At 65.8% G+C, this 19,071-nt stretch carries 17 protein-coding genes and 1 tRNA gene; 7 read left to right on the top strand and 11 right to left on the bottom strand.

Annotated features, from left to right (window positions below; translation table 11 throughout):
* The first annotated feature begins 158 nt into the window (after window positions 1–158).
* Entirely contained in the window at window positions 159–548 is a 390-nt protein-coding gene (locus KBW95_RS02560) for a glutaredoxin family protein (protein ID WP_211527415.1), read from the top strand.
* 63 nt (window positions 549–611) lie between these two features.
* On the opposite strand, the gene ychF is transcribed toward KBW95_RS02560, so the two are convergent.
* Window positions 612–1,703, bottom strand: coding sequence for a redox-regulated ATPase YchF (ychF, locus tag KBW95_RS02555; RefSeq protein ID WP_211524218.1), 1,092 nt, complete (start codon window positions 1,701–1,703; stop codon window positions 612–614).
* Between the two features lie 297 nt (window positions 1,704–2,000).
* On the opposite strand from ychF, the gene KBW95_RS02550 reads away from it, so the two are divergent.
* Window positions 2,001–2,441, top strand: a complete 441-nt coding sequence (locus KBW95_RS02550) for a Rap1a/Tai family immunity protein (RefSeq protein ID WP_211524217.1) — start codon at window positions 2,001–2,003, stop codon at window positions 2,439–2,441.
* Entirely contained in the window at window positions 2,438–2,932 is a 495-nt protein-coding gene (locus KBW95_RS02545; protein ID WP_211527414.1) for a T6SS effector amidase Tae4 family protein, read from the top strand. The genes KBW95_RS02550 and KBW95_RS02545 overlap by 4 nt, the downstream gene beginning before the upstream one ends.
* A 13-nt stretch (window positions 2,933–2,945) precedes the next feature.
* Here the strand turns inward: KBW95_RS02545 and KBW95_RS02540 are convergent, their stop codons facing one another.
* Window positions 2,946–4,043 carry a patatin-like phospholipase family protein gene (locus tag KBW95_RS02540; protein ID WP_211527413.1) on the bottom strand — a complete coding sequence of 366 codons (1,098 nt, stop codon included), beginning with the start codon at window positions 4,041–4,043 and terminating at the stop codon, window positions 2,946–2,948.
* A 97-nt stretch (window positions 4,044–4,140) separates the two neighbouring features.
* On the opposite strand from KBW95_RS02540, the gene KBW95_RS02535 reads away from it, so the two are divergent.
* A complete protein-coding gene (locus KBW95_RS02535) occupies window positions 4,141–5,988 on the top strand; it encodes a DUF3857 and transglutaminase domain-containing protein (protein WP_211527412.1) in 1,848 nt (615 codons plus the stop codon).
* Between the two features lie 19 nt (window positions 5,989–6,007).
* Here KBW95_RS02535 and pth read toward each other — a convergent pair whose 3' ends face one another.
* The 7 genes from pth to KBW95_RS02500 all read right to left on the bottom strand — a co-directional run bounded on the left by pth (window position 6,008) and on the right by KBW95_RS02500 (window position 12,161).
* On the bottom strand, window positions 6,008–6,592 hold the full coding sequence (pth, locus tag KBW95_RS02530; RefSeq protein WP_211527411.1) for an aminoacyl-tRNA hydrolase: 585 nt from the start codon (window positions 6,590–6,592) through the stop codon (window positions 6,008–6,010).
* 160 nt (window positions 6,593–6,752) lie between these two features.
* On the bottom strand, window positions 6,753–7,340 hold the full coding sequence (locus tag KBW95_RS02525) for a 50S ribosomal protein L25/general stress protein Ctc (RefSeq protein WP_211524212.1): 588 nt from the start codon (window positions 7,338–7,340) through the stop codon (window positions 6,753–6,755).
* 202 nt (window positions 7,341–7,542) lie between these two features.
* Window positions 7,543–8,493 (bottom strand): ribose-phosphate pyrophosphokinase, encoded by a 951-nt coding sequence (locus KBW95_RS02520; protein WP_211524211.1) that lies wholly within the window; start codon window positions 8,491–8,493, stop codon window positions 7,543–7,545.
* Window positions 8,494–8,629: 136 nt separating this feature from the next.
* A tRNA-Gln gene (locus KBW95_RS02515) sits at window positions 8,630–8,706 on the bottom strand.
* Window positions 8,707–8,785: 79 nt separating this feature from the next.
* The gene (ispE, locus tag KBW95_RS02510) at window positions 8,786–9,673 is read right to left on the bottom strand and encodes a 4-(cytidine 5'-diphospho)-2-C-methyl-D-erythritol kinase (RefSeq protein WP_211524210.1); all 888 of its coding nucleotides are present in this window, start codon (window positions 9,671–9,673) and stop codon (window positions 8,786–8,788) included.
* Window positions 9,674–9,676: 3 nt separating this feature from the next.
* Window positions 9,677–10,273, bottom strand: coding sequence for an outer membrane lipoprotein LolB (locus KBW95_RS02505; RefSeq protein ID WP_211527410.1), 597 nt, complete (start codon window positions 10,271–10,273; stop codon window positions 9,677–9,679).
* Between the two features lie 76 nt (window positions 10,274–10,349).
* Window positions 10,350–12,161 (bottom strand): tetratricopeptide repeat protein, encoded by a 1,812-nt coding sequence (locus KBW95_RS02500; protein ID WP_211524208.1) that lies wholly within the window; start codon window positions 12,159–12,161, stop codon window positions 10,350–10,352.
* Window positions 12,162–12,270: 109 nt separating this feature from the next.
* Here KBW95_RS02500 and mutM point away from each other — a divergent pair, with 109 nt between their 5' ends.
* The 3 genes from mutM to mutY are packed head-to-tail and all read left to right on the top strand — an operon-like array spanning window position 12,271 to window position 16,171.
* A complete protein-coding gene (mutM, locus tag KBW95_RS02495; RefSeq protein WP_211524207.1) occupies window positions 12,271–13,104 on the top strand; it encodes a bifunctional DNA-formamidopyrimidine glycosylase/DNA-(apurinic or apyrimidinic site) lyase in 834 nt (277 codons plus the stop codon).
* Window positions 13,105–13,130: 26 nt separating this feature from the next.
* Window positions 13,131–15,056, top strand: coding sequence for a dynamin family protein (locus tag KBW95_RS02490; RefSeq protein WP_211527409.1), 1,926 nt, complete (start codon window positions 13,131–13,133; stop codon window positions 15,054–15,056).
* A gap of 11 nt (window positions 15,057–15,067) precedes the next feature.
* A complete protein-coding gene (gene mutY / locus KBW95_RS02485) occupies window positions 15,068–16,171 on the top strand; it encodes an A/G-specific adenine glycosylase (protein ID WP_211527408.1) in 1,104 nt (367 codons plus the stop codon).
* A gap of 34 nt (window positions 16,172–16,205) precedes the next feature.
* Here mutY and KBW95_RS02480 read toward each other — a convergent pair whose 3' ends face one another.
* Complete coding sequence (locus KBW95_RS02480) at window positions 16,206–17,339, bottom strand: deoxyguanosinetriphosphate triphosphohydrolase (protein ID WP_211524286.1); 1,134 nt, start codon at window positions 17,337–17,339, stop codon at window positions 16,206–16,208.
* The gene (aroKB, locus tag KBW95_RS02475) at window positions 17,339–18,949 is read right to left on the bottom strand and encodes a bifunctional shikimate kinase/3-dehydroquinate synthase AroKB (protein WP_229429503.1); all 1,611 of its coding nucleotides are present in this window, start codon (window positions 18,947–18,949) and stop codon (window positions 17,339–17,341) included. The genes KBW95_RS02480 and aroKB overlap by 1 nt, the downstream gene beginning before the upstream one ends.
* Window positions 18,950–19,071: the final 122 nt, after the last annotated feature.

Below are 19,071 nucleotides of genomic sequence, written 5' to 3'. Positions count from 1 at the left end.
AAGCCCCTGCAGAGGGGTGCAGCGCGGGCTCATGGCGCTGCTGCCAAAACAGTACTTTACCACGCACAACACATCCGTTTTCCCCCATGCCGGGGGCTGTTTCGCCATTACCTGGCGTGGCTAAATAGCATGTCCGCAACTATGAAAACGTGAGGCGCATGATGCACAGGTCGGTCAACACCGTGGCGAAGCTTGGAGTGATGCTGGCGCTCGTCCTGGGCGCCGGCTACGTCTTGCCGGAGACCGGGCAGCTGATGGCGCCGGATTATGTCGCCGGCGACTTCAAGGCCTTTTATCCGGACGCGCGGACCAAAGTGGTCATCTACGGCGCCGGCAACTGCCCCTACTGCGCCGAGGCGCGCGCCTACCTCAAACAACGCAATATCGCCTTCGTCGACTTCGACGTGAACGACGCCGCGAAGGGCCGGCAGGACTATACGGCCCTGCACGGCCAGGTGGTGCCGCTGATCCTCATCGGAGGGCGCCGCCTGGACGGCTACAACGAGAAGGCGATCGAGGACGCGCTGGAAGAATTGTCGGCCTCGTAATCAAGGCTGGAAAAGCAAAAGCCCCGCACTGCGGGGCCTTCGTTGGCGCATCGTGTTGCCGGATCAGACGTTGAACAGGAAGTTCAGCACGTCGCCATCCTTGACGATGTATTCCTTGCCTTCGGCGCGCATCTTGCCCGCTTCCTTGGCGGCCTGCTCGCCCTTCAGCGTGATGTAGTCGTCGAAGGAAATGGTCTGGGCGCGGATGAAGCCGCGCTCGAAGTCGGTGTGGATCACGCCCGCGGCCTGCGGCGCGGTGGCGCCGATCGGCACGGTCCAGGCGCGCACTTCCTTCACGCCGGCGGTGAAGTAGGTCTGCAGGCCCAGCAGCTTGAAACCGGCGCGGATCAGGCGGTCCAGGCCCGGCTCGTCCATGCCCATGTCGGCCAGGAAGTCCTTCTTGTCGGCATCGTCCATCTCGGCGATTTCCGATTCGATCGCCGCGCAGATCGCCACGATCGGCGCGTTCTGCTTGTTGGCGAACTCGGTCAGCTGGTCCAGCAGCGGGTTATTGGTGAAGCCGGTATCCGACACGTTGGCCACGTACATGGCCGGCTTGGCGGTGATCAGGCACAGCGGCTTGACCAGTTCCATTTCTTCCTTGTCCAGGCCCATGGTGCGGACCGGCTGGCCCGCGTCCAGGTGCGGCATCACGCGCTCCAGCAGGGCGACCAGCTTGGCCGCATCCTTGTCGCCCGAGCGCGCCTTCTTCTGCTCGCGGTGGATGGTCTTTTCGACGGTGCCCATGTCGGCCAGCGCCAGTTCGGTCTGGATGACTTCGATGTCGTCGATCGGGCTGACCTTGCCGGCCACGTGGATCACGTTGTCGTCCTCGAAGCAGCGCACCACGTTGACGATGGCGTCGGTTTCGCGGATGTGCGACAGGAACTGGTTGCCCAGGCCCTCGCCCTTCGACGCGCCGGCCACCAGGCCCGCGATGTCGACGAACTCGACGATGGCCTTGACGACGCGCTCCGGCTTGACGATCTCGGCCAGCTGGTCGATGCGCGGATCCGGCACCTCGACCACGCCCACGTTCGGCTCGATGGTGCAGAACGGATAGTTTTCAGCCGGGATACCGGCCTTGGTCAGCGCATTGAACAGGGTGGACTTGCCGACGTTGGGCAAGCCGACGATGCCGCATTTGAGGCTCATGGGAATTCTTTCTCTCGGTAGACGCAGGCGGCGACGCGGCCGCCCTCAAACCTCACATTGTACCTCTGGACGGGGCGTATTGCCCAAAAAACGATCTCGTGACGCAACAGCTTGGCCTGTCTGGTGACATCCGGATAAGGCTGGGGGAACCTGAAACTGGCGCGGCTCCGCAGTCTGCGGCTCGTCCCCGGATGGCGCAAAGGCTTGTCGTCCATGCACATCTCTCTTGCGTCGTAACAACGAGTGCGAGATGCCGGTATTAAACAATCGCATGTGCTATCACTCGCGGAAAAGCTTATGCCAGCACGAGTCCTCTCACGCTTGAGCGTGTTTATTGCCTTTGCATTCAGCTCGCCGCTGGGTCAGGCACAAGCTGTTTCACTGTCCCCGTGGATGACGGGCGAGCGGCTCGTCAAGCTGATGGGCAATGTCAACGCCACCGAGGTGGCGTGGACACCGGACGGTCCCTTCCGCAGCAAGGCGCTTGCCGCCGAATACCGCGACATGGCGAACGGCCAGTTCGTCCAGGGCTACATCCACGCCTTGCACGATGCGACCGAAGGCAAAGAATGGTGCTGGAGCCAGTACAAGCCCAAGCCGGACACACTCATCAGTGCCGCGATGGACAGCCTTCAGCGCATGCCGGACGCCCAGCTCAAGCGCAATGCGGCCGAGCTGATCGTCGAGGTGTGGCGCAAGACATGGCCTTGCCCCGACCACCTGCGGAGAAGACAATGAGAGTCCCTTACGCCACTTTGAGAATGCACTTCCCCGATACCGGCAACGTCAGTCCCGATGAGCTGTACCAATGGATCGGCTATCCGGAGAACACCGCCAACCCCAACTTCCGGAACACCTGCGCAATTCGGCTCAGCCTGGCCTTGCTGGGGGCTGGCTATCCCAATCCCGGCGCCTGGCCGATCAAAGCCGGGAAATACAAGGGCCGCGCCATCGAGACCAGGCAGCGCAAGCTGAGCAGTTGGCTGGTACGCCACCTTGGTAAGCCAGAGACATTCAGCAGTGGCAAAGAGGCCGAGGAAAAGATCGGGACGCGGCGAGGCATCATTTCCTTCTTCAGCATTTACGGCGACGTCGATCCGCAGGGGCACATTGCCATCGTGGCGAAGGACCGCTGGGGCCTGTACACCCGGTGCGGAAACGAGCTGGATGGCTCAATGACGGGCTGCTACTGGAGTTCCCGCGAAGTCTGGTTTTGGGAACTCCGATAACAATATCTTGGAATCAGATCGGCTGGATGCGCGAAGGATCCGGCCGCTCGGCAAACTCCGCCAGCTCGTCGCGCAGCCGCTCGCCTTCCCCGATGGCGCGTTGCCAGTTGCGGATGCGCTCGTCGTGGTCCAGGCCGTAGAACTTGAAATCGTTGCGGTCTGGGAGTTTTGCACGCGGAAGGGTTTTCAGGAATTCCTCGGATGGGGCGACGATCACGACGTTGTCGAACCAGCCACGATTGGCGCCGCGCGCGGCACGCCGCCACGGCAGGCCCTTGTCGAGCCAACCCGGCACGATATGCGGTGTGAAGTGCGGATACAGCACGATGTCGCTGCGCCCTTCCCCTGCCGCACGCGCATAGGGCAGCGCCAGGTGGTAGTCGATGATGCCGCCGTCCCAATAGTGCCCGGGCGGCAGGGCCGTGATGCCGGTCACCGGCTTCATGATGAGCGGCAGGGTGCCTGAGGCCAGCAGGCCCGAAGCCAGGTTTTCTCGGCTCAAGGCGGAGAAATGGGTGGTGAAGGCGTCGAAACGCTCACGTAGCCAGGGCGCCGTGGAACGCTGGTCACCGATCACGACACGCTCCATCAGGCGGCCCAGCCAGGCGCGCGAGCCGATGTTGTGCAGGGCGGCCGAGGCGAAACCGCGCAGCTCGGCATAGCGGTGCGCCGGCGCCGCCAGCGAACGCAGGCCGCGCACGGTCAGCAGGTGCAGGCGGTGGTGCGGGTGGTTGACGATGTCGTCCTCGTGACCGCGCACGAATTCGCCGAGCAGGCCCTGGACTACTTCGTCGATCTCCTGCTGGGTCGGCTTCTTGCTGGTGTAGCGCTGGCCTGCGTACAGCTCGCCCAGGCGCGCGAAGGCCTTGGCCGGGTCTTTCTGGCAAGCCGCCGCCATGCGCCAGGCGCCGATCGAGGAACCGATCAGGGTGCGTTCGCGCGGGGCGCCGGCGAACCATTCGCCGAACATCCACTGGTCGAGCGACTGGAAGATCAGGCCTTTCGGGCCGCCCGCCGCAGCGGGCACGATGGCGATGTCCTGGGCGCGCAGGCCCTGCGCACGGATCTGTGCGAGCGCCAGCGGGCCCGCATGGAAAGTTAGCGACTTCATGACCGAAATTATCGCAGGAAGCGCAGGCTTGCGTCGGCTCAAGGATCGCTTGTGGCCCGTACGTAACATGGATCGGTCGCGTGTCCGGAGAACGCCTATGTCCTTCCGCTTCGCTGTGCTGCTGTGGCTATTGTTATGTTTGCATCCGGCCCTCGGCCGCGACACGGGCACTGACCACTCGGTCGTGATCGACCGCTACATCCAGCATTTCGTGGTCGAACCCGACGGCAGCTACCTGCTCACGGTCGAGCAGGTCAAGACCCTGGCCGCGCGCGAGGCGCTGCACGACCACGCGCAGTACACCATCAGCTACAACCAGTCGCTCGACGAAGTCCTCGCCATCGAGGCCCATACCGAAAAGGCCGACGGCCGACGGCTCGCGGTGCAGCCGCACCAGATCCGCGACCAGCAGGAAACCGCCAGCCTGGAAGCGCCCATGTTCCAGGACACGCGCCTGAAGATCGTCGTGTTCCCGGACGTGCAGCCGGGCGACCGGGTCGCGGTGCGCTACGTCATCCGCCGCCATACGCCGCTGTTTCCCGGCCAGTTCGAGGACTTGTCCGCGGCGCGCTTTCATCGCCACCGCGATTTCCGCCTGATCTACGACATGCCGCCCACGATGACGCTGTACGCGGACGCGGTCGGCTTCGCGCCCCTGCCCGACCAGAGTCCGCCAGGGCGCAGGCGCTACCAGTGGCGCTACGTCGACGGCGACAACGAACGCATCGAACTCGATTCCGTCAGCTACCTCGACTACGGCAAGCGCCTGGCCGTGTCGACCTTCCCCGACTACGCGGCCTTCGCACGCGCCTACCACGCGCGTGCCGCCGGCAAGGCCGTGCCCGATGCGAACATCGCAGCGCTCGCCGCCTCGATCACGCGCGGCATCGCCGATCCGTACGCGCGCGCCGTCGCGCTGTCGGACTGGGTGCGCAGGAACATCCGCTACGTCGGCGTCTACCTCGGCCCGGGCGGCGTGGTGCCGCACGACGCGGCCAGCGTTTTGGTCAACCGCTACGGCGACTGCAAGGACCATGCCGTGCTGCTCGAAGCCCTGCTGCGCGCAAGCGGCATCGAGTCGACCTCCGCCCTGGTCAACAACGGCGACGCCTATCGCCTGCCGGAAGTGCCCACGCTTGGCGTACTGAACCATGCCGTCGTCTACGTCCCCGTCCTCCAGCTCTACCTGGATCCGACGGCCGAATCGGTGGCGGGAGGGTTCTTGCCGCCCGCCCTGCTCGGCAAGCCTGTCTTGCTGAGCAACAGCGGCGGCTTCGCGATGACGCCCGGCTCGCAGCCCGCGCGCAGCAAGACCAGCACCCGCTTCGACATCCTGGCCGACGGCAGCAGCCGCTTCACGGTCACGCGCACCAGCAGCGGCGCCTCGGCCGAGCCTTACCGGCGCGTGGTGCGGGCCACGCCGCAGGCCGAGCGCGAACGCTTCGTCGAGCGCATGCTGCAAGGACTTGGGCAACAGGGAGCGGGCGTGTTGGAGCCGGGCGATACCGACGGCAGCACCGACGACTACACGCTCTCGTTCTCGGGCAATAGCCTGGCCTTCGCCCACTTCCCGGGGCCGGTGGGACTGTCCACCACCTACAACTTCTGGGGCGGGCTGGGAGATGCGGTATCCGGCTTCATCCAGGAACCGGAACGCAAGCAGGACTTCGTGTGCCCGTCCATCGATGCCGAGGACGAGCTGCAGTTCCGGCTGCCGCCGCGCGCGCGGGTGCTGGCGCTGCCGCGCCCGCTGGTGGTCGAGGATGGGAACTTCGCCTATCGCTCGCGCTATGCGCGGCGCGGCGCCACGGTGTCGGTGATCCGCCGGCTGCAGTTCCGGCATACGCAGGCCACCTGCACGCCGGAGGACTACCGGCGCATGCGGCCGGCGCTGGACAAGATGATGCGCGACCTGCGCGCGCAGGTCGTCATCGAAAGAAGATAAGTGATGCGGCGCTGACGGGTCAGGGCGTGTGCAGCTGCATCATCGCCACGTCGAACTTGCCTTCGCAGACGAGCGAGATGATGCGCAGGCTCTTGTCGATCGATTCCTCGATCAGGGTCTGTTCTTCGCGGCGCGGACGGTGCAGCACGAAGTCGGCCACGCCCTGCTGCAGGTTCAGGCTGCGCGGGTGGCCGATACCCAGGCGCAGGCGCCAGTAATCCTGGGTGCCGAGGGCCGAGGTGATGTCCTTCAGGCCGTTGTGGCCGCCCGAGGAGCCGCCCTTCTTGAGCTTGGCGGCGCCGGGCAGCATGTCGAGTTCATCGTGCACGACCAGGATTTCGTCCGGGTTGATCTTGTAGAAGCGCGCCAGTGCGCCGACCGACTGGCCGGAGCGGTTCATGTAGGTCAGCGGCTCGAGCAGCCACACCTCGTTGCCGGCGATGCGGGTCTTGGCCACCATGGCGTTGAAACGCGCTTCGCGCTGCAGGCGGCAGCCAGGCATGCTGTTGGCCAGGTTGTCGACCAGCCAGAAGCCGGCGTTGTGGCGGGTTTGTTCGTATTCAGGGCCGGGGTTGCCGAGGCCGACGATCAGGCGGATGGACATCGTGTCGTTAGTTTGATTCTGGGAAAAACAGGATTATCGCTGAAAACGGTCGCCGCACGTTCCGGTAATGCGCCGGACAAGGCCAATAAAAAACCCGCCGGGCTAGGCCACGGCGGGTTTCGTTTCCTGCGCGCCGCTTGCGCGGCACACAAGGAAGGTATTACTCAGCAGCTGCTTCAGCCGAAGCTGCGCCGCGCGGGATGGTCGAGGTGGCGATGGTCAGGTCCTGGCCGTGGGCGACCGCGGTCACGCCTTCCGGCAGGGTCAGGTCGCTCACGTGGACCGACTGGCCGGCTTCCAGCTTGCTCAGGTCGACTTCGATGAACTCCGGCAGTTTACCCGGCAGGCAAGCCACTTCCAGTTCGTTCACGACGTGCGAGATGACAGCGCTGTTCAGCTTGACGGCCGGCGAGATCTCGGCGTTCACGAAGTGCAGGGTGACCTTGGTGTGGATCGGCTTCGATGCGTCGACGCGCTGGAAGTCAGCGTGCAGGACCAGTTGCTTGTATGCGTGCATCTGGAAGTCGCGCAGCAGGACTTGCTGGGTCTTGCCTTCGATTTCGAGGTCCAGGATCGAACCGTGGAAAGCTTCTTTCTTGAGCGCGTGGAACAACGCGTTGCCGTCCAGAGCGATCAGTTGCGGGGCTTCGGCGCCACCGTAGATGATGCCCGGGGTCTGGCCAGCGTTGCGCAGGCGGCGGCTCGCTCCGGTCCCCTGCTGAGTGCGGTTGAATGCGACTACTTTCATGTGAAACTCCAAAAATAAACGGGCCCGAATGCAGGAGAAATTTCCCCAGCCCGGTTGCCCAGAGTGGCGGCCATCCCCGCGACCAGGGACAGCCAAAAAATGAGCGCCGTACTGCGCACTCAAGAAAATACTGAAACTTTTATACGTCAACGGCGCGCCGGCTATTCAGCCTGGCGCGCCGCGAAAAAACAGCGGGTGTTGCTTAGTCGACGAACAGCGAGATCACCGAGTCGCCCTTCACGATCCGCTTGAAGGTCTCGGCCAGCAGCGGTGCGCTGGTGAGCTGGCGGATCTTGCTGCAGGCGGCGCCGGCGGCACTCAGCGGGATGGTGTCGGTGACGACCAGTTCGTCCAGCGGCGAGTTCGAGATACGCTCGATCGCCGGGCCCGACAGAACCGGGTGCGTGCAGTAAGCAACCACTTTCTTGGCGCCGCGCTCTTTCAGCACTTCGGCAGCCTTGCACAGGGTACCTGCGGTGTCGACCATGTCGTCCATGATCACACAGTTGCGGCCTTCGACTTCACCGATGATGTTCATGACTTCCGACACGTTCGCCTTCGGGCGGCGCTTGTCGATGATCGCCAGGTCGCAGCCCAGGCGCTTTGCCAGCGCACGGGCGCGCACCACGCCGCCGACGTCCGGCGATACGACCAGCAGGTCGTCGTAGTTGCGCTTCTGCAGGTCGCCCAGCAGGATCGGGGAAGCGTAGATGTTGTCGACCGGGATGTCGAAGAAGCCCTGGATCTGGTCGGCGTGCAGGTCCATGATCAGGACGCGCTCGACGCCGGCTTCTTCCAGCATGTTGGCCACGACTTTCGCCGAGATCGCCACACGCGCCGAACGCGGACGGCGGTCCTGGCGGGCATAGCCGAAGTAAGGAATGGCGGCGGTGATGCGGCCTGCCGATGCGCGCTTGAGCGCGTCAACCATCAGGATGATTTCCATCAGGTTGTCATTGGTGGGAGCGCAGGTCGATTGCAGAACGAAGACGTCCTTGCCACGAACGTTCTCGTTGATTTCGACCATTACTTCGCCGTCAGAGAACTTCGAGACCACGGCCTTGCCGAGAGGAATGCCGAGGTTTTTTGCGACCCCTTCTGCTAGCGCCGGATTGGCATTGCCGGTAAAAACCATCAGGTTTTCGTAAGCCATGGGAGTCCCAAGAGGTGAGCGTTGATTCTAGAAAAACAATCAGCCGGGAGGTCCGGCTGATTAGGCTAGTGACGGGCGCTTAGCGCCGCCGGATTTCCTTGCTGGACGCATTCGCATCGACAGATCAAGAAAACTTTGGCAGGGGAACAAGGATTCGAACCTTGGTATGCCGGAATCAAAATCCGGTGCCTTAACCAGCTTGGCGATTCCCCTACACGACCTTTTACTACTTGCCGCTGCGTTCTACATTGTATCGTCTAACGCGTCGACAGGCAGGATTTTATTCTATAACTCACTGATTTTGCAAGAGCGATTTCATCAGCGGGTGACTCTTCAGCGACTTCGCCTTCCATGCCGTCCACTTATTTGGCATGGCCGCCAACACCTGGTCGGCAGCGGCTTCGCTGGAGAACGCGCAGAACACGCACGCCCCTGAGCCAGTCATCCTGGCATCGCCGTAGCCGCTCAACCATTCAACCGCCTCTGCTACCGGCGGGAACAGGCGCATGGCCACGTCCTGCAAATCATTCTTTCCGAAGCTCAACCGAATGCCTGAATCGGTGTTGCTGGAAAAGTCCGCTATTCTGACCGGTTTCGTATCCCTTGTCAAATCCGGCGCCGAAAAAATTGCAGGGGTCGGAACGGCCACGCCAGGCTCGATCACCACGTACCAGCAGTCCGGGCCGGGCACCGCCTGCAGCGCTTCGCCGATGCCTTCGGCAAACGCGGTCTCGCCGAACAGGAAGAAGGGAATGTCGGCGCCGAGCGGCAGGCCAAGGTCCATCAACTCCTGCCGCGACAGGCCGGCCTGCCACAAATGGTTGGCCGCCATCAAGGCGGTGGCGGCGTCGGACGAACCGCCGCCCAGCCCTCCCCCCATCGGCAGGATCTTCTCCACCGCCACGTCGATGCCGGGCGGCAGGCGCCCGTGGCGGCGCTGGTATTCAGCCTGCAGCAGGCGCAGCGCGCGCACGATCAGGTCCTGCTCCTCGGGCACGCCCGGGACTTCGGTGGTGCGGCGGATCTGCTCGTCCTCGCGCAGGTCGAAATGCAAGGTATCGGCGCGGTCGATCAGCTGGAACACGCTTTGCAGCAGGTGGTAGCCGTCGGCGCGGCGCCCTAGCACGTGCAGGAACAGGTTGAGCTTGGCCGGGGCCGGGCAATGGTGCAGGGAACGCATGGATCAGCCCGCCGGATTGACGACGATGCGGATCGCCAGGTCCTGGATGTCGCCGGCGGCGCTGCGCTCGGCGTCGATGCGCCGCGGGATCGGCTGGGCGCTCGTTTCGTCCTGCCAGGAGACGAAGCGCAGGCGCCAGCCGTCCTTGGTCACCACGCTGTTGTTGGCGGGCGAGGCGGCGAAGCGCTTGCCTTCGGCGTCCAGCGCATAGCCCTGCAGCCAGTCGCGCAGGCCCGAGACCGGCAGGGTCCAGCCCAGGGTCTGCTGGGTCAGTCCGTCGATGTCGGCCGCGGTGCGCGGCGGGCGGTTGGCCTGGGTGAGCGTCGCCCCCTGGGGCGTCACGGCGATGGTGGCGATGGTCTGTCCCAGCGGCGAAGCCAGGCTGACGTCGATGCGGCCCGGGGCCTGGTCCCAGGTGAAGTTACCGCTGAGCGATTCCTGCTTGCCGTCCTTGATGTAGTTGACCGACAGCTTGCCGGCCAGGTCGATGGTTTCGCGGTAGGCGCCGACGGTGGCGGTGGACAGGGGCGCGCGGGTGGTGGCGCAGCCGGCCAGGGCGGCGGCAAGAACGATCAGGGAGAGGCGTCGGGAAATCGGCATCGGTAGTGGTATCGGTGAATGGCAGACAGGTTTGGCCGGGACGCATCCCGGCCAAACCTATAAAACGTGGATTATTTCACAAGGACAGGCCGAGCCGCGCCAGCGTGGTCCGCAAGGTGTCGTTCTGCGGGTCCTTGGCGCGCGCTTCCTTCCACAGCTGCTGGGCCGCGAGCTTGTCGCCCTTCTTCCACAGCACTTCGCCCAGGTGCACCGCGATCTCGGGGTCGCGGCGCAGGCCGTAGGCGCGGCGCAGGTGCTTTTCCGCCTCGTCCAGGTTGCCCAGGCGGTAGTGCACCCAGCCCATGCTGTCCATGATGAAGGGGTCGCCCGGCGCCATTTCCATGGCCTTGGCAATCAGTCCATAGGCTTCCTGCAGGCGCACGTTGCGCTCGGCCAGCGAATAGCCGAGGGCGTTGTAGGCGTGGTGGTTGTCGGGCGCCTGGGCCATCACTTCGCGCAGCTGCTTTTCCATCACGTCCACGCGGCCCATCTTCTCGGCCAGCAGCGCGAAGTCGTACAGCAGGTCGGGATTCTTCGGATGGCGCTTGGCGGCCGCTTCCATCAGGGTATAGGCCTCCATGGTGCGGCCGGCGTCGCGCAGCAGCTGCGATTCGGCCACCGCCACCTGGGCCGCCTGGCCCGCATCCTCGGTCTTGATCCCGGACAGCAGGCGGCGCGCGCTGGGCAGGTCGCCCTGCTTGCCGATCAGGTGGGCGCGGCGCAGTTTGGCGCTGAACAGGGTCTGCGCGTCGGTACCGTCCGGCACCTTGTCGAGCCACTGGAGGGCGCCGGCCAGGTCGCCCCGCTCCTCCGCCAGCTGGGACAGGATCAGGAGCGCGCGCGAGGGGTCGCGCTCATCCTCCGGATTGCGGCCCAGCACCTCGATAAAGCGGGTGAAATAGCCTTCCGCGCCGGGCGCATCGTTCATTTGCGTGGCCAGGATGCCGAGCGCATACAGGTGGGCCGCGTTATCGGGCTGGTCCTGCAGCAGTAGTTCGAATTCCTGGCGCGCGCCCGGATAATCCTTGCGGTTGACCAGGATGCGGGCACGGGCCGCGCGCACGTCGCGCGCCTTCGGGTTGTTCTTCAGGAACTGGTCCAGCAGCGCCATCACCTGGTCCTCGTCCTCGATGGTCTGGGCCAGCATCAGGGCCGCGATCTCGGAATCGGGCTTGGCCACGAGCGCGGCGCGCGCTTCCTGCTGGGCCGCGTCCTTGTCGCCGCGGCTCAGGGCCATCTGCGCGCGTACGATGCGCGCTTCCATGGTCTGGCCATAGGGCGCGATCAGGCGTTCCAGCATGGCGCCGGCGGCGTCCTTGTCCTTGGCGCGGGTCAGCAGCTGCTGCATCTGGAACATCAGCAGGCCGCGCCGGGCCGGCGCCGCTTCGCGCAGGCGCTTCTCGAAGATCGGCTCGATATCGGCGATGTTCTCGGAGGTGACGGCCATGCCGACGAAATACTGGGTCGCTTCCTCGGATTCCGGATCCAGGTCGTGCCACAGGCGCACGGCGGCCAGGGTGTCGTCGGCCTGCTTGGCGGCCACCGCCATCTCGGCGGCGCGGCGCGCCAGGCGCGGATCGCGGGTCTGCTGGGCCAGGCTCAGCATCGTCAGATAAGGGCCTTGCCAGTCGCCGCTGCGGAATTCGAACTCGGCCTTCATCAGCTGGTAGAGCATGTTGCTGCTGAGCTCGACCTTGGGCAGGCGCGCCTCGAGTTCGGCGCGCGCCTTGGCCAGGGCTTCTTCTTCGTCCAGCGCAAGATCTTCCGCCTGCTCCTGGGCGAGCGGCGTCGCCTCCTCCTGGGCAGGCGCCGCCGGCTGCTGTTGCGGCGCGACAGCACACGCCGTCAGGAGGCCGGACAGGGTTACAATGACGAAAGCGTTTTTCAAGGCAAGTCCAGGTTTGAGATGATGTCTGATTCTACGCTCAAGCCGGCCCCGCCACGCGGCTCCATCGGCTCGTCGCTCTACTGCACAGATTACACGAATCCCCTCCCCCATGCCTGAATTGCCAGAAGTAGAAGTCACCCGGCGCGGTGTCGCGCCCCATATCGAAGGCCGCGTCGTCGAACAGGCGGTGTTCCGCCGCGAAGGCCTGCGCTGGCCTTTCCCGCCGGGCCTGTCGGAACTGCTGGCCGGGCGCCGCATCACGCACACCGATCGCCGCGGCAAATACCTGCTGATCGGCTTCGAGCACGGCACCCTGATCGTGCACCTGGGCATGTCCGGGCACCTGCGCGTGCTGCCGCCGGGGATCGAGCCGCGCAAGCACGACCACTTCGACCTCATCGTAAACGGACCGGAAGGGCGCCAGGTGCTGCGCCTGCACGACCCGCGCCGCTTCGGGGCCGTGCTCTGGCACGGTAACGAACAAGGGCCCCTGGACGAGCACGAACTGCTGCGCGGCCTGGGCGTGGAGCCGCTGGGCGAAGGTTTTTCCGGCGCCCTGCTGCACCGGGAGACGCGGCGCCGCAACGCGCCGATCAAGCAGGTGCTGCTGGCGGGCGACATCGTGGTCGGCGTCGGCAATATCTACGCCTGCGAAAGCCTGTTCCGCGCCGGGATCAACCCGAAGACGGCCGCTTCGCGCATCAGCCGGGCGCGCTACGACAAGCTGGCCGAGGCGATCAAGGAGATCCTGGCCGCCGCCATCGTGCAAGGCGGCTCGACCCTGCGTGACTTTATTGCGGTAAATGGTCAATCTGGATATTTCCAGCAGACATATTTCGTCTATGATCGTGCTGGAGTGCCTTGCCGCAACTGCGGGGCGCCGGTCCGCCAGATCAAACAGGGCCAGCGCTCGACTTTCTACTGCGCGCAGTGCCAGCGCTAGGCCGGACCTTATAAGTAGGGCAACACATGCAGGATTTTCAACAGTATGGAGCGTGGCGCGCGCTCGTGGCATCCGCGCTGGAGGGCTACGGCGCGGCGCTGCAGGATGCGTCGCTGATCGACGGCGCCGGCGAACAGCAGCTGGCCCGCGCGCTGGCGCGCTTGCGCGACGACCGGCTCTCGGTCGCCTTCGTGGCCGAATTCTCGCGCGGTAAAACCGAGCTGATCAACGCCCTCTTCTTCGCCGACTACGGCCAGCGCATCCTGCCGTCCAGCGCCGGACGCACCACCATGTGCCCGACCGAGCTGCTGTGGGACCCGGCCCTGCCGCCCTGCATCCGCCTGCTGCCGATCGAGACCCGCGCCCAGCAGCTGTCGACCAGCGACTTCCGCGAAGACGCCGGCGCCTGGACCGTGCTGCCGCTGGAACTCGATTCGCCCGAGCGCATGATCGAGGCCTTCCGCCAGGTCAGCCAGACCCGCCATGTGCCGCCCGCCGAGGCGGAGCGCTACGGCCTGTACGACCCGGCCGACCCCGATCTCGCGGCCGGCCTGGCCCAGGACGGCGCGGTCGAGATCCCGCAATGGCGCCACGCCATCATCAACCTGCCCCACCCGCTGCTCAAGCAGGGGCTGGTGATCCTCGACACGCCGGGCCTGAACGCCATCGGCACCGAGCCGGAACTGACCCTGAACCTGATCCCGAACGCGCACGCGGTGCTGTTCATCCTGGCGGCCGAAACCGGCGTGACCAAGAGCGACATCGAAGTCTGGCGCACCCATATCGGCGCGGGGCCGGGCCGCCTGGCGGTGCTGAACAAGATCGACGCCATGTGGGACGAGCTGAAGTCCAGCGAGGACAACGAGGCCGAGATCGCGCGCCAGCAGCGCGGCGTGGCCCAGCTGCTGGGCCTGGAGACGGCGCGCGTGTATCCGGTATCGGCGCAGAAGGCCCTGGTGGGCAAGATCAACGGCGACATGGCCCTGTTCGAGAAGAGCCGCCTGGGCACGCTGGAAGCGGCGCTGTTCCACGACCTGATCCCGGCGCGCAAGGAGATCATCGGGCGCCAGCTGCGCGCCGACCTGGACGCCCTGCTGGCCGGCCAGCAGGCGCTGGCGGGCGCGCGCCTGCGCGATCTGGTCGAGCAGCAGCACGAACTGGAAAGCCTGCGCGGCAAGAACCAGGGCGTGATCGCCCACATGGTGCGCCGGGTCGAAGCGGAGAAGAAGGAATTCGACGCCAGCCTGTTCAAGCTGCAGGGCACGCGCGCGGTATTCGCGCGCCTGTCCACGGAGCTGTACACGACCCTGGGCATGGACGTGGTGCAGGAGCAGACCGAGTCCGTGCGCGCGGCGATGCAGGCGGCGCGCTTCGCCACCGGCATGCGCGCCCCGGTGCGCACCTATTTCGAGCTGCTGCGCGCCAGCCTGGATGCATCGCAGGCCAAGGTCGGCGAGATCGGCGCGATGATGGAAACCATGTACCGCAAGTTCTCGGCCGAGCATGGCCTGTCGCTGAACCTGCCGATGAGCCTTTCGCTCGCGCGCTACCGCGACGAGATCGACCAGATCGAAGCCTTGTTCGACAAGCAGTTCGGCACCGCCACCCTGCTCTTCAGCAGCCGCGCGGCCCTGCTGGAGCGCTTCTTCGACTCGATCGCCTCGCGCGTGCGGCGCGCCTTCCGCGCCGCCAACCTGGATGCGGAAAACTGGCTGAAGGTGATCATGGCGCCGCTGGAAGCGCAGATCCGCCAGCACCGCGACCAGTTGCGCCACCGCCAGGCCTCGATCCAGCGCATCCACGACGCCACCGACAGCCTGGAACAGAAGATCGGCGCTTTTGAAGCCAGCCAGGCCGACCTGGAGCGCACCCGCGCCTACCTGGCCGACCTGGCCGGGCGCGTGAGCGCCAGCCTGGATGCCGATGCGCCGGAACGGAGGGCGGCGGCATGAGGGACGGGAACATGAAACACCTCGAGGAGCTCACCGACCCGAGCTTCTCCCAGGCGGTGATCGACTGGCAGCGCACGCACGGCCGCCATACCCTGCCGTGGCAGAACACGCGCGACGCCTACCGCATCTGGCTGTCCGAGATCATGCTGCAGCAGACGCAGGTGGCTGCGGTGCTGGGCTACTACGGCCGCTTCCTGGAGCGCTTCCCCACCGTGCAGGCGCTGGCCGAGGCGCCGCTTGATGACGTCATGGCCCTGTGGAGCGGCCTGGGTTACTACACCCGGGCGCGCAACCTGCATGCCTGCGCCAAACGGGTGGTCGCGGATTACGGCGGCGTGTTTCCGAGCGACCCGGCGCTGCTGGCCGAGCTGCCCGGCATCGGACGCTCGACGGCGGCGGCGATCGCTGCCTTCTCGTCCGGCGCGCGCGCCGCGATCCTGGACGGGAACGTCAAGCGCGTGTTCGCGCGGGTGTTCGGCATCGACGCCTATCCGGGCGCCAAGCCGGTCGAGGATGCGCTGTGGCGGCGTGCGGATGCGCTTCTTCCGGAGGGCGACGGCATGCAGGCGTACACGCAGGGCCTGATGGACCTGGGCGCCACCTTGTGCACGCGCTCGAAACCCGATTGCGGCCGCTGCCCGCTGCAGGCGCGCTGCGTGGCCTACGCCACCGGGCGCACCGCGGAGCTGCCGGTGCGCAAACCGAAGAAGGCGACGCCGGAGAAGCGCACGGCGTTGCTGGTCGTCGTCGATAACGGGCAGGTGCTGCTGGAGCAAAGGCCGGGGACCGGGATCTGGGGCGGCTTGCTGTCGCTGCCGGAAGTCGGCGGGCACGTGGCGCTGGAGGACGAGGCCGACCAATACGATACGGCGGAGATCGCGCGCGAGGCGGCGCAGTTCGGGACGGTGGACGAAGTGCAGGCGCTGGGGCATCTGGTGCATGTGTTCACGCACTACCGGCTGCATATCGCGCCGTTCATGGTGAGGCTGGATGCGCGCGGGGGCGCCACCGGGAGGCATGTGTGGTGGCATCTGGATGCCATCGCCGATGCGCCGCTGCCGGCGCCGGTCAAGAAGCTGTTGGTGGAGTTGGGGCAGCCGAGTTTGTTTGTGTGAGTGGCTGCTCCAAGTTTGCGTGCAGGCCCGCAGCTCAGAACTGATCAAGCGAAAAAATCCGCTTATGCTCCCGGATCGCATACCGATCCGTCATCCCCGCAATGTAATCCGCAATCTTCCTCGCCTGCTTCATCACATCGCCCTGCACCTGGTAATCCGTCGGCAGCAGCACCGGATCCTGCATGAACGCATCGAACAGCTCCCGCACCACGCGGCTGGCCTTGACGCGCATGCGGTTGACCTGGAAGTGGCGGTACAGGTTCGCATGCAGGAAGCGCTTGAGCGCCGTGGTCTGCGCCCGCATCTCGTCAGAAAAACGAATCAGCGGCGGCCCCGCCCTGACATCGTCGATGCTCTTCGGCGCGGCGTCCAGGATGCGCGCCGCCGAGGTCTCCACCAGGTCCGCCGTCATCGCCGTGATCATCAGCCGGATGGTCTCGTACAGCGCCCGCCTGCCCGGCAAGCCCGGATACTGCGCCTCCACCGCATGCCGGTGGCGCGCGAACAGCTCCACTTCTTCCATCTGCGCCATCGTCAGCAGCCCCGAACGCAGCCCGTCGTCGATATCGTGGTTGTTGTACGCGATCTCGTCCGCCAGGTTGGTCAGCTGGGCTTCCAGGCTGGGCTGGGCCTTGTCGATGAAGCGCTGCCCCAGCTCGCCCAGCTGGCGCGCGTTGTTCAGTGAGCAGTGCTTGAGGATGCCCTCGCGCGTCTCGAAGCTCAGGTTCAGGCCGTCGAAGGCGCCGTAGTGCTCTTCCAGGTGGTCGACCACGCGCAGGCTTTGCAGGTTGTGCTCGAAGCCGCCGTAGTCCTTCATGCATTCGTTGAGCACGTCCTGGCCCACGTGGCCGAAAGGCGTGTGGCCCAGGTCGTGCGCCAGCGCGGTGGCCTCGACCAGGTCCTCGTTCAGGCGCAGGCTGCGCGCCAGCGTGCGGCCGATCTGGGCCACCTCGATGCTGTGCGTCAGGCGGGTGCGGAACAGGTCGCCCTCGTGGTTGAGGAAGACCTGGGTCTTGTACTCGAGCCGGCGGAAGGCCGTCGAGTGGATGATGCGGTCGCGGTCGCGCTGGAACTCGCTGCGCGAGCCAGGGGCCGGTTCCGGGTAGCGACGCCCGCGCGACTTCGACGAGTGCGCCGCATAAGCTGCGAGATGGGCGTCGAAATCCATCATGATGTGCAGGCCTCCAGGGTGGCGCGCAGGGTGTCGATCGGCACCGTGGTGATCGACGGGCTGCCCAGGGGCTTGAGCAGGATGAAGCGGATCTCCCCGCCCTCGTTCTTCTTGTCGACCGCCATCAGCTCGATCCAGCGCTGCTCGCCCAGGTCGGGCGCCGTGGTCGGCAGGCCGGCCGCGCGCACCAGGTTGCGCACGCGTTCGACGGCGGCCTCGTCGATCAGGCCCAGGCGCGCCGACAGGTCGGCCGCCATCACCATGCCGCAGCCCACGGCTTCGCCGTGCAGCCATTCGCCATAGCCCAGGCCCGATTCGATCGCGTGGCCGAAGGTGTGGCCGAAGTTCAGCACCGCGCGCAGGCCGCCTTCGCGCTCGTCCTTGCGCACCACGTCGGCCTTGATTTCGCAGGAGCGCGCGATGGCGTGCGCCAGCGCTTCCGGATCGCGCGCCACCAGCTTGGCGATGTTCTGCTCGATCCATTCGAAGTAGGCGGCGTCCAGGATGGCGCCGTGCTTGATCACCTCGCCCAGGCCGGCCGACAGCTCGCGCGCCGGCAGGGTGTCGAGGGTGGAGGTATCGGCTAGCACCGCGCGCGGCTGGTAGAAGGCGCCGATCATGTTCTTGCCCAGCGGGTGGTTGATGCCGGTCTTGCCGCCCACCGAGGAATCGACCTGGGACAGCAGGGTCGTCGGGATCTGCACGAAGGGCACGCCGCGCATGTAGCTGGCGGCCGCATAGCCGGTCAGGTCGCCGATCACGCCGCCGCCCAGGGCCACCAGGGTGGTCTTGCGGTCGCATTTGGCGGCCAGCAGCGCGTCGAACACCAGGTTCAGCGACTGCCAGTTCTTGTGCTCCTCGCCGTCCGGCAGCACGATCTCCACCACTTCCAGGCCGGCCGCGCGCAGATGGCCGGCGACGCGCTCCAGGTAGAGCGGCGCGATGGTGGTGTTGGTGACGATGGCGGCCTTGCTGCCGGCGATGTGGCGCGAGAGAAGCGCGCCGTCGTCCAGCAGGTGGGGGCCGATCACGATCGGATAGCTGCGGTCGCCGAGTTCGACGTTGAGGGTAATGGGTGCCTGTTCGTTCATCGATGTCTTCGCCAGCCGGCGCGCCCGTGCTGCTTCGAGCGCGGCGATCTGGTCCAATATGGTCTGTACCATCGATTGTACGTTAGGACGGCCGGTGTCGATGACCAGGTCGGCAATCTCGCGGTACAGGGGGTCGCGCTGGGCCAGCAATTCCTCCAGCTTCTTGCGCGGGTCAAGGGTCTGCAGCAGCGGGCGGTTCTTGTCGTGCGCGGTGCGCTGCAGGATGCTGTTGATCGAGGCGCGCAGGTAGACCACGGTGCCGCGCTCGGCCAGCAAGGCCCGGCTGGCGGCATTCAGGACCGCGCCGCCGCCGGTGGCCAGCACCAGGTCGTGCTGGGCGCTCAGGTCGCGGATCACGTCCGCTTCGCGGCGCCGGAAGCAGGCTTCGCCCTCGATCTCGAAAATCCAGGGAATCGAGGCGCCGGTGCGCGCTTCGATCTCGTGGTCCGAGTCCACGAAGCGCTTGTTCAACTTCCGTGCAAGCAGCCTGCCGATGGTGGTCTTCCCCGCTCCCATCAGGCCGACGAGGAAGATATTGTTGTTCTTGGGATGAGGCACTACCAAACCCGCTTAGATGGTAAAACGGCCAGTATAGACTGGCCGTTCCCTGTTCCGGTAAAAAAACGCAAGGCGGGCCC

This window comes from Massilia sp. ZL223, from assembly GCF_018119395.1.
Lineage (GTDB): Bacteria > Pseudomonadota > Gammaproteobacteria > Burkholderiales > Burkholderiaceae_D > Telluria.
Note: the sequence above shows the minus strand (reverse complement) of the source record. Positions and strands in the feature narration are given on the sequence as shown.